Source organism: Mesorhizobium sp. LMG17149 (assembly GCF_024518695.1).
In the GTDB taxonomy this organism is placed as follows: domain Bacteria; phylum Pseudomonadota; class Alphaproteobacteria; order Rhizobiales; family Rhizobiaceae; genus Mesorhizobium.
This window is the reverse complement of record NZ_JANIFL010000008.1, coordinates 102,844-118,673: the sequence shown is the minus strand read 5'-3', so window position 1 is coordinate 118,673 and position 15,830 is coordinate 102,844. Positions and strand designations below refer to the sequence as shown.

At 63.3% G+C, this 15,830-nt stretch carries 20 protein-coding genes; 6 read left to right on the top strand and 14 right to left on the bottom strand.

The window, feature by feature from the left end; translation table 11 throughout:
* Positions 1–29 precede the first annotated feature (29 nt).
* The 4 genes from NP945_RS20160 to ybgC form a co-directional block, all read right to left on the bottom strand.
* Positions 30–1,187: a TonB family protein gene (locus NP945_RS20160; protein ID WP_127327631.1), complete on the bottom strand. Its 1,158-nt coding sequence runs from the start codon at positions 1,185–1,187 to the stop codon at positions 30–32.
* A gap of 7 nt (positions 1,188–1,194) precedes the next feature.
* Positions 1,195–1,647, bottom strand: a complete 453-nt coding sequence (tolR, locus tag NP945_RS20155) for a protein TolR (protein WP_023811855.1) — start codon at positions 1,645–1,647, stop codon at positions 1,195–1,197.
* Positions 1,648–1,657: 10 nt separating this feature from the next.
* Entirely contained in the window at positions 1,658–2,368 is a 711-nt protein-coding gene (gene tolQ, locus NP945_RS20150) for a protein TolQ (RefSeq protein WP_013529145.1), read from the bottom strand.
* A 420-nt stretch (positions 2,369–2,788) separates the two neighbouring features.
* Positions 2,789–3,259, bottom strand: a complete 471-nt coding sequence (gene ybgC, locus NP945_RS20145) for a tol-pal system-associated acyl-CoA thioesterase (protein WP_256747346.1) — start codon at positions 3,257–3,259, stop codon at positions 2,789–2,791.
* A 57-nt stretch (positions 3,260–3,316) separates the two neighbouring features.
* Here ybgC and NP945_RS20140 point away from each other — a divergent pair, with 57 nt between their 5' ends.
* Positions 3,317–4,567 carry a glycoside hydrolase family 5 protein gene (locus tag NP945_RS20140; RefSeq protein WP_256747345.1) on the top strand — a complete coding sequence of 417 codons (1,251 nt, stop codon included), beginning with the start codon at positions 3,317–3,319 and terminating at the stop codon, positions 4,565–4,567.
* 102 nt (positions 4,568–4,669) lie between these two features.
* On the opposite strand, the gene ruvB is transcribed toward NP945_RS20140, so the two are convergent.
* The 7 genes from ruvB to NP945_RS20105 all read right to left on the bottom strand — a co-directional run bounded on the left by ruvB (position 4,670) and on the right by NP945_RS20105 (position 9,070).
* Positions 4,670–5,707: a Holliday junction branch migration DNA helicase RuvB gene (gene ruvB, locus NP945_RS20135; protein ID WP_023811851.1), complete on the bottom strand. Its 1,038-nt coding sequence runs from the start codon at positions 5,705–5,707 to the stop codon at positions 4,670–4,672.
* A gap of 43 nt (positions 5,708–5,750) precedes the next feature.
* Positions 5,751–6,371, bottom strand: coding sequence for a Holliday junction branch migration protein RuvA (ruvA, locus tag NP945_RS20130; RefSeq protein WP_013529140.1), 621 nt, complete (start codon positions 6,369–6,371; stop codon positions 5,751–5,753).
* Between the two features lie 27 nt (positions 6,372–6,398).
* Complete coding sequence (locus NP945_RS20125; protein WP_256747344.1) at positions 6,399–6,818, bottom strand: type II toxin-antitoxin system VapC family toxin; 420 nt, start codon at positions 6,816–6,818, stop codon at positions 6,399–6,401.
* Complete coding sequence (locus NP945_RS20120; protein WP_256747343.1) at positions 6,796–7,065, bottom strand: AbrB/MazE/SpoVT family DNA-binding domain-containing protein; 270 nt, start codon at positions 7,063–7,065, stop codon at positions 6,796–6,798. Before NP945_RS20120 ends, NP945_RS20125 begins: the two co-directional genes overlap by 23 nt.
* A 56-nt stretch (positions 7,066–7,121) precedes the next feature.
* Positions 7,122–7,631 (bottom strand): crossover junction endodeoxyribonuclease RuvC, encoded by a 510-nt coding sequence (gene ruvC, locus NP945_RS20115; protein WP_127268489.1) that lies wholly within the window; start codon positions 7,629–7,631, stop codon positions 7,122–7,124.
* A 75-nt stretch (positions 7,632–7,706) separates the two neighbouring features.
* Complete coding sequence (locus NP945_RS20110) at positions 7,707–8,240, bottom strand: DUF1465 family protein (RefSeq protein WP_127320883.1); 534 nt, start codon at positions 8,238–8,240, stop codon at positions 7,707–7,709.
* A 449-nt stretch (positions 8,241–8,689) separates the two neighbouring features.
* Positions 8,690–9,070 (bottom strand): hypothetical protein, encoded by a 381-nt coding sequence (locus tag NP945_RS20105; RefSeq protein ID WP_127268487.1) that lies wholly within the window; start codon positions 9,068–9,070, stop codon positions 8,690–8,692.
* A 326-nt stretch (positions 9,071–9,396) separates the two neighbouring features.
* Here NP945_RS20105 and NP945_RS20100 point away from each other — a divergent pair, with 326 nt between their 5' ends.
* Positions 9,397–9,948: a DUF2269 family protein gene (locus tag NP945_RS20100; RefSeq protein ID WP_127268486.1), complete on the top strand. Its 552-nt coding sequence runs from the start codon at positions 9,397–9,399 to the stop codon at positions 9,946–9,948.
* Between the two features lie 32 nt (positions 9,949–9,980).
* Here the strand turns inward: NP945_RS20100 and NP945_RS20095 are convergent, their stop codons facing one another.
* The 3 genes from NP945_RS20095 to NP945_RS20085 form a co-directional block, all read right to left on the bottom strand.
* Positions 9,981–10,751, bottom strand: coding sequence for a sulfite exporter TauE/SafE family protein (locus tag NP945_RS20095; protein WP_256747342.1), 771 nt, complete (start codon positions 10,749–10,751; stop codon positions 9,981–9,983).
* A 119-nt stretch (positions 10,752–10,870) separates the two neighbouring features.
* The gene (locus NP945_RS20090) at positions 10,871–11,599 is read right to left on the bottom strand and encodes a bifunctional 2-polyprenyl-6-hydroxyphenol methylase/3-demethylubiquinol 3-O-methyltransferase UbiG (protein WP_127398905.1); all 729 of its coding nucleotides are present in this window, start codon (positions 11,597–11,599) and stop codon (positions 10,871–10,873) included.
* Positions 11,600–11,662: 63 nt separating this feature from the next.
* Complete coding sequence (locus NP945_RS20085; protein ID WP_256747341.1) at positions 11,663–12,142, bottom strand: Lrp/AsnC family transcriptional regulator; 480 nt, start codon at positions 12,140–12,142, stop codon at positions 11,663–11,665.
* A gap of 133 nt (positions 12,143–12,275) precedes the next feature.
* Here NP945_RS20085 and NP945_RS20080 point away from each other — a divergent pair, with 133 nt between their 5' ends.
* The 4 genes from NP945_RS20080 to efp all read left to right on the top strand — a co-directional run bounded on the left by NP945_RS20080 (position 12,276) and on the right by efp (position 15,745).
* Positions 12,276–13,181, top strand: a complete 906-nt coding sequence (locus tag NP945_RS20080; protein ID WP_256747340.1) for a DMT family transporter — start codon at positions 12,276–12,278, stop codon at positions 13,179–13,181.
* A gap of 134 nt (positions 13,182–13,315) precedes the next feature.
* Entirely contained in the window at positions 13,316–13,963 is a 648-nt protein-coding gene (locus NP945_RS20075; protein WP_256747339.1) for a thiamine phosphate synthase, read from the top strand.
* A gap of 1 nt (position 13,964) precedes the next feature.
* Positions 13,965–15,005, top strand: coding sequence for a tetratricopeptide repeat protein (locus NP945_RS20070; protein ID WP_256747338.1), 1,041 nt, complete (start codon positions 13,965–13,967; stop codon positions 15,003–15,005).
* A 173-nt stretch (positions 15,006–15,178) separates the two neighbouring features.
* Positions 15,179–15,745 (top strand): elongation factor P, encoded by a 567-nt coding sequence (efp, locus tag NP945_RS20065; protein ID WP_256747337.1) that lies wholly within the window; start codon positions 15,179–15,181, stop codon positions 15,743–15,745.
* The last annotated feature ends 85 nt before the right edge of the window (positions 15,746–15,830 follow it).

The following is a 15,830-nucleotide window of genomic DNA, read 5'->3' as shown; positions in this document are numbered from 1 at the left end:
TCTCGTACTGATTTTCGGATACCCGGGCCTTAGAGGCCCAGCATCTCCCTTGGATCGAAGGTGACGCGGACGTCGGCCCAGATGTCCTGCTTGCCGGCGGGAACTTGCAGGCCGGTGACATCGCATTTTTGCACGGCACGAACGGCACTTTCGTCGAACTGGCGGTTTCCGCTCGACGTTTCGACCGCCGGGCGTCCATCCAGCTTGCCGGAGCCATCCAGGTTGAACCGCACCACGACGACGAAGTTCTCGGAACCTTCAAGGCCCGCGGGAAGGGTCCAGCAGCCGCCAAGCTGGCTTTCCAGAGCACCCATTTCGGACCTGGAAAGCTTCTGGCCCTGATCCTTGTCGCCGCCGAGCGACGCCTGCTGGGTCGAGCGCTTGGCGCCACCGCCGGATGGTTTCTGCTTGTCGAGGAGCGCGGAGATCTCGTCGGCGTTGAATTGCTTGTCGTCGGACTTCGGCTTCGACGACGCTTCCTTGACCGGCTTGTCGGCGTTCTTGCGTTCCGGCGCCTTGGCGCTTTCGGCCTGCGCCGGCTGCGGCTTCGGCCGCGCTTCCGGCGCGGGAGCGGAATCCGGCAGCTGCGTCGCCTCGGCGGGCGGCTCCTGCGCTATGGCTTCAGCGACGGCGTCAGGCTTGACCTCGGGCGTCGGATCGATGGCAGCAGTCTTGTCCTGCGGTGGCGGGGTTGGCGCCGGCTTGGCCGGTGTCGGCTTGGGGTCGGCCTGCTTGACCGGCTCGGGCTTGACCTCTTCCTTGGGCGTCGGCGCCGGCGCCACTTCCGTTGCCGGGGTGGGCTTGGGCTTCTCCTGCGGCTTCGGCACGTCCTCGGGCTTCGGCTTTTCGATCGGGGTCGGCGCGGGCGGCGGCGCCGAGGTCGTGTCGACGGGCTTCGGCTTGGCTTCCGGCGTTATCGGCTTGTCGGTGTCGACGCTGTTCTCGCCGACCTTCTGCGCGTCCGGAACGATGTCCGGGCGCTGCGTCGGCACAGGTGCCGGCTTTTCATGCATCACGGCCTTCTTGTCGCCCTGCAACGTCTGCGCAATGGCTTCCATGGGCACGATATCGACCGCGACCGACTCGACGTCGGACGACGGAAGTGCCGCCGGCGCCGTCAGCGTGAACAGGCCGAAGGTCAGCGCCGCCGTATGCAAGATCACCGATGTGGTGAGGCCGGTCTTCATCGCGCGTCTATTGGTCCTGTTCCTGCAGTGAAACCAGGCCGATGTTCTTGTAGCCAGCGGCCGAAATGCGGGCCATCACCTTCATCGCCGTACCATAGTCGGTGGACTTGTCGCCGCGGATGAAGATGCGCTCCTCATAGCCGGTCTTCGAGATCGCCTGCAGCTTGGCCACCAGCTCCTCGATCGGGATCTCGGTTTCCTGCAGATAGATCTGGCCGGCGGCGTTGATCGAGACGGTGATCGGCTGCGTGTCGGCATTCATCGCCTTGGCCTGCGTATCCGGCAGGTCGATCGGCACGCCGACCGTCAGCATCGGTGCGGCGACCATGAAGATGATCAGCAGCACCAGCATCACGTCGACCATCGGCGTGACGTTGATCTCGGACATCAGCGCATGGTGACGGCCGCGCCGCCTGTGGCCGCGCCCGCCGCGCCCTCCCATGCCCATGGACATACCCATCTGCTACTCCTCAGGCCTTGGGGGCCACTTTTTCATCGATTTGGCGCGAGAGTATGGCGGAGAACTCGTCGGAGAACCCTTCCATGCGCACGGCTATCTTGCTCGCATCGGACGACAGCTTGTTGTAGGCAATGACGGCCGGAATGGCGGCCAGCAGGCCGATGGCCGTCGCCAGCAACGCTTCGGCAATGCCGGGCGCAACCACCGCGAGACTGGTGTTCTTGGAGCCGGCGATCGCCTGGAACGAGGTCATGATGCCGATGACGGTGCCGAACAGGCCGATGAAGGGTGCCGCCGAGCCGGTGGTGGCAAGGAAACCGAGGCGCCCTTCCAGCTTTTCCATCTCGCGGGTCAGCGCCAGGTCCATCGCCTTGTCGATGCGGGTCTGCAGGCCGAGCGGCGACTTGGCGCCCTTCTCGAAACTCTTCTTCCACTCGCGCATGGCGGCGACGAAAATGGCGCCCATGCCGGTGGTCTTGCGATCGGCGAGCGTGCGGTAAAGCTCCTCCAGCGACTGCCCCGACCAGAACACCTGTTCGAACCGGTTGAGCGCCAGCCGCATGCGGGCATAGGAAACCAGCTTGTCGACGATGATCGCCCAGGTCCAGACCGAGGCGCAGAGCAGGCCGATCATGACCAGCTTGACCACCCAGCTGGCCGAAACGAACAGCGACCAAACCGACAATTGCGCGCCCGGGTCGGCGAGTGCGATATTTTCCATCGTTACGTCCTTAAGATTTTCCGGGCGAAGCTGGCGGCTGGCCCCTGGCATCCCTTGTGGTCGGTTCGCACGAAGCTACCGGAACAACCCCAAACTGTGCCGTTATCGGCCTTTTCGGGGCAAATATTGGTGAAAGGAAGGCGTTCGATAACGCCAATCTTCACCAATCTCTTCATGAACCGTTATGGTTAAGGATGGGTTAGTATATAAGGCGCGGCGCATTGCCACGCCCAATGGCAAGGCCATCAATTCAATGGCTGCGCCTAGGGTGTGCTGAGATTCAGGTCAGGCCGAGCCGAAAGCGGTAGATTCCGAGAACCGGAGCGGAGCGTACTTTCGTACGTGAGCACAGTTCTACCGCGATGCGAAGAACGGGGAAGCGCAGGAAGCTGCTGTTTGCAGGCCGGCATCACCTGAATATCAGCGCACCCTCGGCATGAATGCCGCCACCCATACCCTGGGAAACCGCCTTGGGCGGCCATTCTCACCGATGATCGCCGCCTCGACCTTGGCCTCGACCAGCAGTTCGTCGCCACGCTTGAGCTGCTGCGCCATGAAGATGCGCGCGCCGGAAATCTCCTCGGTGCGGGTGTCGACCGTCAGGATGTCATCGATACGGGCGGGGCCGCGAAAGTCGATCTCCATACGGCGCACCACCCAGACTATTCTTTCGCCATGCTTGCCGTCGGCAAGCTCTGTGTGGTGCACGCCGGTCAGCCGGAGATAGTCGGAGCGACCGCGTTCGAAGAATTCGAGATAGCGCGCATGGTAGACGACGCCGGAGAAATCGGTGTCGGCATAATAGACCCGCGCCATCAGCCGGTGGCCGAACGTGGTCAGCGCGCCGGAAAGCCCGGCCAGCAGCGTCGCCGATTCACCATGATCGCCCATTGCGCTTCCTTTTTCAGCCCCGGCGAGGCACCAGTTTCCCGCGGAACATAACATCGGATGGCACTGTTGACGGCGATGATCAAGAGTTTGACGGCGGCGCTGTTCGTGCTGATGGCTTTGGCGCTGCCTGGCCAGACCGCGACATTCTCGATTAAGCGCGGCCTCAACCTCGACCAATGGGTCACATGGCCCGGTGAAGACCAGTGGGGCGACGCCAAGGCCATCCTGCCCTATCCGGAATGGCGGAAATTCCTTGGGGAGAACGACCTCAAGGCACTGAAGGACGCCGGCTTCGATTTCCTGCGCATGCCGGTCGATCCATCGCCCTTTCTGTCCGACCAGACCGTGACCTTGCGTGACGATCTCTATGCCAGCGTGCTGGAATCCGTGCGCATGATCAACCGCGCCGGCCTGAAGGTCGTCGTCGACATGCACCTGATCCCGGCCGGCGGCAGCCGCAAGATCGGCATGGCGCAAGTAATGGACGACCCGCGGACCTTCGACGCCTATCTCGAGATGGTCCGCAAGATGGCCCGCACGCTGGCCGGCGAAGATCCCACCCAGGTCGCCTTCGAGCCGATGAACGAACCGATCGTCGACTGCGACAGTGATGGCACCAGCCTGTGGCCGGACCGCCAGCGCAAACTGTTCGCCGCGGCGCGATCCTCGGCGACGAAACTGACCCTCGTGCTGACCGGCGCCTGCTATTCCGCGGCGAGCTCGCTGGAGAAGATCGACCCGAAGGCGATCCCTGACGATAACGTCATCTGGACCTTCCATTCCTACGATCCGTTCCTGCTCACCCATCAGGGAGCGACCTGGGCCGGCGACTTCATCCCCTATGTGACCGGCCTGCCCTATCCGTTGACCGCGGTGCCGCAGGCACAGCTCGACGTGACGCTCGACACCATCCGCGCCAGGATCAAGGCCGAAGCGCCGTGGACACGGCAGAGCGGCCTGCTTGCCTATCTCGACGAACAGGTCGCCAGCATGGACAGTCCCGACAAGTTGCTGGGCCTCATGGATGCGCCGTTCAAAAAGGTCGAGGCATGGGCGAGTGCCAATGGCGTCAGGCCTGAAAACATCACGCTGGGCGAGTTCGGCATGATCCGCCAGGAATATGGCAATTCCTATGTGATGCCCGCCGGGTACCGGGCCGCCTATGTCAGGGACATGATCGGGCGTGCCGAAGCACATGGCTTCTCATGTTCGGTGTGGAGTTATGGCGGCGCCTTCGGCATCGTCGACGCCTTCAATGGCGACAAAGCCGAGCCGGATGTGATGGACGTGATCCGCGGGCTGCATTGATCGCTCAGCCAAGATCGACCGAGAAGATTCCGGGCGCATTCAAAAAACGTACCGACGCAATGCTGAGCCAATACCCGAGACGACGGGCGGCGCACTGGAAAATTACTCTTCCTGGAACAGGTTGATCTGCTGCTGTGCCAGATCCTTCGGCGCGTCGAGGCCGAGATGGCGCCAGGCATTGGCCGTCAGCATGCGGCCGCGCGGCGTGCGCTGGATGAAGCCCTGCTGGATCAGATAGGGCTCGATGATGTCCTCGATGGCATCGCGCGGCTCTGACAGGCCGGCGGCGATCGTCTCGATGCCGACCGGCCCGCCGCCGAAATTGCGCGCGATCATGCTGAGATACCGCCGGTCGAGCGCGTCGAGGCCGAGCGCATCGACCTCCAGCCGGGTGAGCGCCTCGTCGGCGATCTTGCGGTCGACATGGCCGTCGCCGGCCACCGAGGCGAAATCGCGCACACGGCGTAAGAGCCGGCCGGCGATGCGTGGCGTGCCGCGCGCACGCCGCGCGATCTCCAGCGCACCGTCGTCGCCAAGCGGCATTTGCAGGATGCGCGCGCCGCGCCGCACGATCTGCTCCAGCTCCTCGACCGTGTAGAAATTGAGCCGTACCGGAATGCCGAAACGGTCGCGCAGCGGATTGGTCAGCAGGCCGAGCCGCGTGGTGGCGGCGACGAGCGTGAAGCGGGCAAGGTCGATCTTGACCGAACGCGCCGCCGGTCCTTCGCCGATGATCAGGTCGAGCTGGAAATCCTCCATCGCCGGATAAAGGATCTCCTCCACCGCCGGGCTCAGCCGATGGATCTCGTCGATGAACAGCACGTCGCCTTCCTCGAGATTGGTCAGCAGCGCGGCAAGATCACCGGCCTTGGCGATGACCGGACCCGAGGTCGAGCGGAAATTGACGCCGAGTTCGCGCGCCATGATCTGCGCCAGCGTCGTTTTGCCCAGACCGGGCGGCCCGACGAACAGCACATGGTCGAGCGCCTCGTTGCGGCCTTTGGCGGCCTCGATGAACACTTTGAGATTGGCCCGCACCGCCGCCTGGCCGACGAAATCGTCGAGCGTCTGCGGCCGCAAGGTCTGCTCGGCATCCTCGCCGCGTTTTTCCGGCGCAATCAGGCGGGGCGACAGGCTCATGACGCCTTCCTTACACACGGCAAGGAGCTGAACAAGCGACGGTTCACCGCGCCAGTTCCTTCAGCCCGAAGCGGATCAGCTTTGGCGCATCGGCATCCTCGCCCGCCGTCTTCAGCGCCGCCGCCACAGCATTGGCGGCGGTGTCGCGCGAATAGCCGAGATTGACCAGCGCCGAGACCGCGTCGGTGATGGGCGCGGATGCCACGCCGTCACCGAGTTCCTGTTTCAGGCCGATGGTGCCCGAGGCGGTTCCGGCATAGGCCGGCGCCTTGTTCTTCAACTCGGTGACGATGCGCTCGGCCACTTTCTTGCCGACGCCGGGCGCGCGCGAAACCATGGCGATATCGCGCAGCGCAATGGCGTTGGCGAGATCCGCCGGCGCCAGCGTCGACAGGATGGCCAGCGCCACCTTGGCGCCGACGCCCGGAACATTGTTCATCAGCAGCCGGAACCACTCGCGTTCCAGCACCGACTGGAAGCCGTAGAGACGCAGCATGTCCTCGCGCACATAGGTCTCGATAAACAGCACCACCGCTTCGCCCGGCGAAGGCAGCGCCGCCAGCGTACGCGCCGAGCAATAGGCGACGTAGCCGACGCCATGGATGTCCACGAGGCAATGATCCTCGTCGACCTCGTCGAGCGTGCCCTTGAGCTTGCCGATCATGCCAGATCTTTCATGGAAGATAGGCCCTCATGGGTGCGTTTCAGGAGAGATGATGTCGAGGTCGGGAAAATAGCTGCGGTAGCGAGCAGCGTCGCGGGTCAAAAGACGATGTCCAGCGACGGTCGCGTGAGCGCCGATAAAGAAATCGGGCAAGGTTCTTTCCCTGACGCCACCGGCCCGGCGATAGCGGGAATGCGTGACGCCGGCAAGGAACGCCGCGTCCCAAGATACAAGTTCGCGATCCATCCCAAGCATGTCGACTGCTTTTCGAAGCGCCCTTTCCGTCGCAATCAGCGGCGCCAACTCGGACCAGACGATCGTGTTGACCACCAACGCGCCGTCGCGGCGGCAGGAGGCGATTGCCGATGCCGACCATCCTTTCATCGGTCCGGCTGGACCCCAAACATCGATCAGGACATTTGTGTCAATCAACGTCGAGATCTTCACGCGGCCCCCTCAACCACTCCATGTACTGATCGGTGGTCATGCCTCCCAGATCCAACGTCCCCTCCATCTGTTCGAGGACATCGCTGAACCTGCGCAATTTCTCTTCCTGGGAGAGGTTCTCGTTGACGGCAACCAGCCGAACACCCTCGTCGGTGGCCACGAACTCCACCTCGGAGCCCGGGGCGATGCCCAGACGGTCCCTTATCGGCTTGGGGATTGTGACTTGCCCCTTGGTGGTCACGCGCATGGTAATACCTCTGCGGTATTACTTATCCCTGCAGCGTGAACAAGTCAAGAACATAGCTAGCCGGCCAGCGCCATCCTGTAGGCCACGCTCTGCCGGTGATGCGCGTGGCAGATGGCGATGGCGAGCGCATCAGCGGCATGTTCGGTATCGAAGACGGCTTTCGGCAACAGCACCTTCACCATCATGTGGATCTGCTTCTTGTCGCCATGGCCGACGCCGATCACCGCCTTCTTCACCGCGTTGGGCGCATATTCTGCAACGACAAGCCCCGCACGCGCCGGCACCAGCATGGCGATGCCACGCGCCTGGCCGAGCTTCAGCGTTGCCACCGCGTCCTTGTTGACGAAGGTCTGTTCGACCGCCGCCTCGTGCGGCATCGCGCTGTGCAGGATTTCGGCGAGCCCGTCATGCAGCTGGCACAGCCGCGTTGCCAGCGCCGCCTTGTCGTCGGACTTCACAGTGCCGGAAGCAATGAAGCGCAGCGAATTGCCGAGGCTTTCGACGATGCCCCAGCCGGTGCGCCGAAGCCCAGGATCGATACCGATGATGCGAATCGCTTCCGCCATTTGCCGAGTTTACCTCCGGCCCACAGCGATGCCAGCGAAATGTGAACAAACCGGAAACAGAAGACAGACCGAGGTCTAACCCCGAGCGAAAGCCGTGTTGAGCAGGCTGATCTGGTCGGAAACCGGATTGAGGCGGCGAGCCATCGGTTGCATGTCGACCAAGGCGCCCGAGCCATAGATCTCCTCGTCCATGCGGCGCACCAGTGCTTGCAGGCGCAGCGAGCGGGTGACGAGATCGAGGAAATCCTCGGGCAACTCGGCCCAGCCGGCGGCTTCGTCATGGGCGGAAGCGGTGTCGAGACGCACCTTGGACTTTTCCGACGCGACCTGGTCGCGGGTCATCTCGCCGGAATTGGCGGCGCGCTGCAAAAGCAGCCAGGACGCAACCTGCATCAGCCTGGTGGTCAGCCGCATCGATTCGGCCGCATAGAGCGTGGCGCCCAGCCGCGACAGTTTCTTTGCCTCGGCCCGGCCCTTGCCGTCGAGATATTCGGCGGCCTGTTCGACCAGGCCCATGCCTTCCTGGTAAAGCGGCTTGAAGGATTGCGAGAAAACCCGGCGCTCCGCCAGCTTGACGGTTTTCGCACTGCCCTTCGAAGGCTCGTTCATTGATACGCCCCTGCACTTGCAACCGGCCGATTCGGCTCCCTGCCGATACACCCGGAACCCTATCTGACTGAAGCTTGAAAATGCGCTTCGTCACCGGCGAAGGCAAGCACATGTTTAACAGAAGGTTAACGGCGAGCCGCCATTGGGCGGCCCCGCTGAGACGCGGACAAAAAGGGAAATGAAGACAAAAAAAGAGCCGCGGATAAGGCGGCTCTCAGGAGTTTAACAGGGAGGCGTCAAACAAAGTGGCTCCAACCACTCGGTAAGAATCCAGATCACTGGATGAACATAGTAAACACCTGTAAAGCTTAATGAAGCCTTAACGGCGCGGATGTTTTTTGACCGAACGCCGCCATACTGTGCCGTAACAGGACAGCATCTCCTGCGTCAGGCTAGCTCAGGCTGTCCTCCAGATCGCCGGCACAGCCTCACCTTACCCCAGGTCCAGCTCAGGCCGTCTTCCAGATCGCCGGCAAGGCGATGAAGGCGAACAGCAGCATGGCTGCGTAGAAGCCCATCGAGGAGGCCGCCACCAGCGGTTCGATCGCGGCATTGCCGGCAAGCAGGAAGTAGAGGCCGATCAGCAGGCCGATGCCGCTGATTGCGGTCAGCCAGAAATGAACGGTGGCGAGTGTCTTTTGCCCGATGGCAGGGAACAAATGGTAGAAGAAGGCGAAGACCGCCGACATCAGCCATCCAGCCACCATTGTGTGGGCGTGAGTCGGCATCTGACCGTGATCCTGGCTGATCGACATGTGCAGGCCGAGCGCCATGCCGCACAGCGAATAGATGACGGCCAGTGTGAAGAAATTCCGTGCTACCCCTTGCATGTCTGTCCCCCGAATTGCCTTTTCCCGTTGTGGGAATGGGTTGATCGTCAGGCGATTGTTGTCGCCACCGGGCTCCCGGCGTTAAGCGCGTTAGCATCGGCGATGTTTCCGGACGATGTCGCGCCAACCCCCTCCCGACGATTCGTACATTAGCAGGAAATCAGATAGCGCGTTCACTATCTCAGCCGCTTCTTCATTGCCTGAAACAGATCCGGGTTTTTCGCGACATCGTTCCGAAACAGGCGCCACGCTAAACGCCCGCTCCTCTGACGGCCGGCGCAAATCAGCGCCGCCGCAACCTGACCGGAACACTGCAGGAGCAACCCATGGACTGGTACTCGATCGTCAAATTCCTCCACGTCACTACCGCCATTCTGTGGGTCGGAGGCGGCTTCGTGCTGTTCCTGCTGGGCATGCTTGCCGAGCGGGCGGGCAACATAGAGGAAAAACTGCAGGCAATGCGCGCCAGCGGTCAGCTGGGCGGCAGGTTCTTCGCGCCGATGTCGATGCTGACGCTGATTTTCGGCCTCATCATGTGCTGGTTCTGGGTCGGCTTCTCCGACCTGTGGATCCTCATCGGCCTGGCCGGCTACGCCACGACCTTTTCGATCGGCATGTTCATCTTCAAACCGACCGGCGAGCGCATGGGCGCAATGATCGCCAAAGAGGGCGTCACACCAGAGGTTCTTGCCATCGGCCAGCGTATGATGAGCGCGGCGCGCTTCGACTATGCGGTGATGGTGGTCATCATTGCCGACATGGTGCTCAAGCCGACCGTGCATGACATCGGTATCCTCGCCGGCATGGTGCTGGCCGTCTTGATCGGCGCCACACTGGCCTTTGGCGGCAACCGCCGTCTCGTGCCGAGCGCTGCCTGACCCTGATGACGGGCGGCGGCGCAGCCGCCTTTCTACATCGGACCTGCGATGCCATCCCACAGCAGCTTCAGTGCAACGACTGCGACGGTTGCGTAGGTGAAGGGATAGAAGGTTTCCGGCCGCATCCGCCGCACCAGCCAGGCCCCGGCAATGGTCGACAGCGGCGCCAGCGGCATCAGCACCGCCGATGCCGTCAGATTGGCGGTGTCGAACTGGCCGAGCGCGAAATAGGGCACCAGCTTCAGCGCATTGGTGGCGGCAAAGAAGATCGCGGCGGTGCCCGACAGAACCTTCGGATCGAGACGGATCGGCAAGGCATAGACCTGGAAGGGCGGGCCGCCGACATGGGCGACGAAACTGGTGAACCCGGCGACCGTGCCCCAGACGGCGGCGGCCACGCGGTTGGGCGCGGCAGCGTGATCGGCGCCATGGCGGAACTGCAGATAGAGCCAGCGCAGGACGAAGACGATGGCGACGGCGCCGACGATCAACCGCACCGCCTCTTCGGTCACCAGTGCCGCCGTCAGCCAGCCAAGGCCGATGCCGATGACGGCGCCCGGCATCATGTCGACCAGCATCTTTCTGTTATAAACGCCCCACCATGTCCATACCGAGACGATGTCCATCAGGCACAGGATCGGCAGCAGGATGGCCGCCGCCTGCACCGGCGGCATGGTCAGCGCCATCAGCGGCACGCCGACGAAACCGACGGCGCCGCCAAAGCCGCCCTTGGACAGGCCGACCAGAATGACCGCCGGAATGGCAGCCGCATAGAACCACGGATCGAGAAGCAGGCCTGACATGGGAGGGGGGACTGGTCCGGAGGGAAAGCGGGTCGACGCTTGAATAGCCCAGAATGCCCGGCGGAGCGACAGCAAATATGAGCGTGGCGGCGGCACACTCGGCCGACGCCGGCCAGTGCCTAGCGCCGAGCCGAGACCAGCAGGAACATCGGCCGCTCGAGCTCTTCCGCCAGTTCCGGCTTGGCTGCGATTTGCGCATCGGTCGGCCGGAATTCCTCGACATGGCCGATGGTGAAGCCGGACCGGATCAGTGCGTTGAGGGTGGTGCCGATCGTGCGGTGATGTTTCACCACGCCCTTGGCCAGCCAGTCGGTGCTGCGCGGTCCTTCCACCAGATATTGGTCGACAGGCCACGTCTTGCGGCCTTCGCTATCGATCACCCAGCCGGGTTTGGTCGGCGCCATGAAGATCGGATGTTCCGTCGAAAAGACGAAACGCCCGCCAGGCGCCAGGGCCCGATGCACGGTCCCGAACAGACGCGACACATCCTCGACATAGTGCAAGGCGAGCGAGCTGTAGACGAGATCGAAGCTGGCTTCCGGCAGGCTGAGCCGATCGAGATCGGCCGTCTCATAGCTTATGCCAGCATCGGGGCCGGCGGCCCTTGCCCGGGCAAGCATCTTCTCCGACAGATCCAGGCCAAGCACCTGCGCCGCCCCATGCTCGCGGGCCCAGCGGCAGAACCAGCCGAAGCCGCAGCCGAGATCGACGACCCTCAAGCCGCCGACATCGGGCAGCATGGCGCGCAGTGCCGGCCACTCGGCGGCACCCTCCAGCCCTTCGACCGAACGGCCGAGCTGGCTGTAGCCTGCGAAGAAATCCTCACGATCGTATATATTCTGCGCCATGGTTCCGGCCTCGTTTGGGCCGGCACACTAACCAACCGGCCACCGGCTTTCCACCCAACTCGATCAGGAGGCCTGCAAGGCCTTTGCCCTATCCCGAGAGGCGGTTGCGTCAAACGGCGGCGGCCGACGCCGGATCGGCTGCGCCTTGATAATGGCGGTGCTTGTCTCCGCCTTGTCGGCGATACGGTCCAAAATCCCGTCGAGATCGCCGATCGAACGCACGAACAGTCGGGCGACGAAACAGTCATCGCCCGTCACCTTGTCGCATTCGCCGAATTCGGGAATCTCCTCGATCAGCTTCTGGACGATGTGCAGCTTGCCCGGCAAAGGCCGGATGCGCACGATCGCCTGCAGGGTATAGCCGAGCGCCAGCGGATCGATCTCGACAGTGAACGCCCGGATGACGCCGCGCTCCTCGAGCCGTCGCAGCCGCTCCGAAACGCTTGGCGACGACAGCCCGACCTGGGCGGCCAGTTCCTTCAGCGAGGTCCGTGCATCCTTGACCAGGATTTCAAGGAGATTTCGGTCGAGATCGTCCAGCATCTTTTTCTTTCCCCGATAGTTTGGAGTTTTCTCCTAATATAATTAGGCCACCGGCCATACACCCTTTCCAATCAGATGGAAAGCTTCGCGGCAGCATGAGATTATGGCGGCTCAACCGATATGGAGGTTTGTTGTGAACGAAACGGTGCGCGGCACGGTCGAAATGTCAGCCGCAATGGCCATCCTGGGAACGATCGGATGGTTCGTCGTCCTGTCCGGCCAGCCGATCATGGATGTGGTGTTCTGGCGTTGCGCTTTCGGTGCGCTGACGCTGCTCATCATCTGCGCCGGGCTGGGATTGCTGCGCAACAGGCTGTCGCTGCGCATCATCGGCATCGCCGCGCTCGGCGGCGTCGCCATCGTCGTCAACTGGCTGCTGCTGTTCAGCGCATTCTCGCGCGCGTCGATCTCGATCGCCACCGCTGTCTACAACACGCAGCCTTTCATGCTGGTCGGCTTCGGTGCGCTTTTCTTCGCCGAGCGGCTGACCCTGACCAAGCTGACCTGGCTGGCCATCGCCTTCGCCGGCATGGTTCTGATCGTGCAGTCGGCTCCCGATGCCGGCGATATCGGCACGGATTATTTCACCGGCATCGTCATGGCGTTGGGCGCGGCTTTCTTCTGGGCCGTCGCCGCCATCGTCACCAAGAAGCTCAAGGGCACGCCGCCGCACCTCATCGCGCTGATCCAGGTCTGCGTCGGCGTCGTCATGCTGGCGCCTTTCGCCAATCTTGCAGAGCTTCCGGCCGATGCCTGGAGCTGGACCATGCTGGCGACGCTCGGCATCGTCCATACCGGCCTGATGTACATACTGATGTACGGCGCCATCCAGAAGCTGCCGACGCATCTGCAGGGATCGCTGTCCTTCATCTATCCGATCGTCGCCATCCTGGTCGATGTCGTCGCCTTCGGCCATCGGCTGCATCTGAGTCAGGTCGCCGGCGCCACCGCCATCCTGATCGCCGCCGCCGGCATGAATCTCGGCTGGACGCTGTGGAAGGGCAAACCGCCCGTGGCGAGTCCGCACCCGATCAAATGAAGCGCCCCGCCGGATGCCCGGCGGGTCAAACATCGCGATCCCGGCTGCCCGCCTGTTCAAAGCGGGCACTTTGCTCTATGCCGCAATCCAACCATCTTCGCCCGGCATAGGCGAAACGCGGGACCCGAAGAACCATGAATGAAGCAACGCCCCCCAATCGCTGTCGCATCGTGCTGATCGCGCCGTCCGGCGTGCCGGCGGCCCGTATTGTCGCGGCATTCGATGGCGGCGATGTCGCTTCGCTGATCCTGCCCGAGAACGGCATGGATGAAGCCTCCTTCCAGGCTTTCGCCGAACAGATCGTGCCGGCAGCGCAAGCCGCCGGCGTTGCTGTCATCATCGCCGGCGACACCCGCATAGCCGGCCGCGTCCAGGCCGACGGCATCCATGTCGAGGTCTCCAAGGCCGAACTTGCCGAGATGATCGAGCATTTCCAGGCAAAGATGATGGTCGGCACCGGCGGCGCCAAGACACGTGACGACGCGCTCGAGCTTGGCGAGACGCGGCCAGACTACATCTTCTTCGGCCGCTTCGGTTACGACAACAAGCCCGAACCGCACCCGCGCAACCTGTCGCTCGGCGCATGGTGGGCGGACATGATCCAGATCCCTTGCATCGTCATGGCCGGATCCGACATCGCCTCGGTCGAAGCGGTGGGCGCCACCGGCGCTGAATTCGTGGCGCTGTCGAGCGCCGTGTTTGCCGACGGCACCGATCCCAGGACAGCGGTCGCCACCGCCAACGCGCTGCTCGACGAGACCGCGCCGCGCTTCGAGGACTGAAATGTCCTCGGCGACGCTTCCCCTCCAGGCTCTGCTTGCGGTGCTGATGGTCCAGGCTGCCGCCGCGGAGACCATCCCCCTGCCGCAGCCCAAGCCGGAAATCGGCGTCCACACCGACAAGCCGATCGACAAGCCGTTGCCGCAGCCCGCTACCACGGCCGAGCCCGCGCCGCTGCCGTCGGCCGACACGGTCAATCCCGACCGCTTCGGCGCAAAACCCGCCGACGCGGCCTATGGCGCCTTCCAGCGCGGTCTCTACAAGACAGCTTACAATCTGGCATTGGTCCGGGCGCAAAACGGCGATCCGGCGGCGCAGACCTTGGTGGCCGATATCCTGTCGCGGGGGCTCGGTGTGCCGGTCAATTCGGCGCAAGCGGCGAAATGGTACGCGCTGGCCGCCGAACAGGGTGTGCCGGAATCGCAGTTCCAGTATGCGCTGATGCTGCTCGACGGCCGCTACGTCAAAAAGGATGGAAAAGAGGCCTACGCCTTGATGCAGGCCGCCGCCGAAGCCGGCAACCGGCTGGCGCAATTCAATTTCGCGCAGATGCTGGTCCAGCAGGACCCCGGCGACGCCGGCATGGCCAAGGCGGTTTCCTACTATGAGCGCGCCGCCGCGACCGGCCTCGCGGACGCGCAATATGCAATGTCGCAGATCTACGCCAACGGTGTCGGTGGCAAGCCACGTGACGACGCCCAGGCAAGGCGCCTGCTGGCGCAGGCCGCAAGGCAGAACTACGACACCGCGCAGATCGATCTCGCCGCCTGGATGATCGAAGGCCGCGGCGGTGCGCGCGACCTGAAATCCGCCTTCGGCTGGATGAAGCAGGCGGCGGAGGGCGGCAATGTCGCCGCCCAGAACCGCCTGGCCAAGCTCTATATGCAAGGCATCGGCACCGATCCGGACCTTGTGCTTGCCGGCGCCTGGTACGTCGTCGCCCGCCGTGCCGGCCTCATCGACCCACAGATGGACGACTTCCTGCAGGGGCTGGACGACGACCAGACCAGGCAGGCGCTGCAGAAGGCCAACCGGCTGCCTTGACGGCGGTTCTCGCGGTCATTGCAAGTGTAACCTCGGCTCCCCTCGCCTGGCACCGACCTGCCCGCTCCCTTGCCTCTTCTGGCGATTTGTGGTCTTGGGAGCCCGAAATCGCTTTCCCAGCGAACATCCATACCGATGGCGTGGCCGTTGGCATCATTCCGGATCATCTCATCATGGCCAAGATCAATGGCAACGAAATCCGTCCCGGCTATGTCATCGAGCATGATGGCGGGCTTTGGGTGGCGGTCAGGACCAACACCGTCAAGCCCGGCAAGGGCGGCGCCTACAATCAGGTCGAACTGAAGAACCTCATCAACGGCACCAAGCTCAACGAGCGCTTCCGCTCGGCCGAGATCGTCGAACAGATCCGGCTCGACCTGAAGGATTTTTCGTTCCTTTACGCGCAGGAAGACGCACTGGTGTTCATGGACACCCAGAGCTACGAGCAGCTCGAATTGAACAAGGACTTCGTCGGCGATCGCGCCGCCTTCCTGCAGGACGGCATGATGGTGACGGTCCAGCTCTACGAAGAGCGGCCGATCGGCATTTCGCTGCCCGACTATGTGACGCTGACCATCACCGAGGCCGACCCGGTGGTGAAGGGTCAGACGGCGGCATCGTCCTACAAGCCGGCGATCCTGGAGAACGGCATCCGCGTCCTGGTGCCGCCCTTCATCGGCGCCGGCGAGCGCATCATCGTCGACACCAACGAAATCACTTACGTGCGCCGCGCCGACTGACGCATGTCGCCCAGAAGTGGCCGGGTTCCGGGTCACCGACATGCATCGAGGCAGAATTTAAAGCGCAGCACCGGGAAAAAGCACT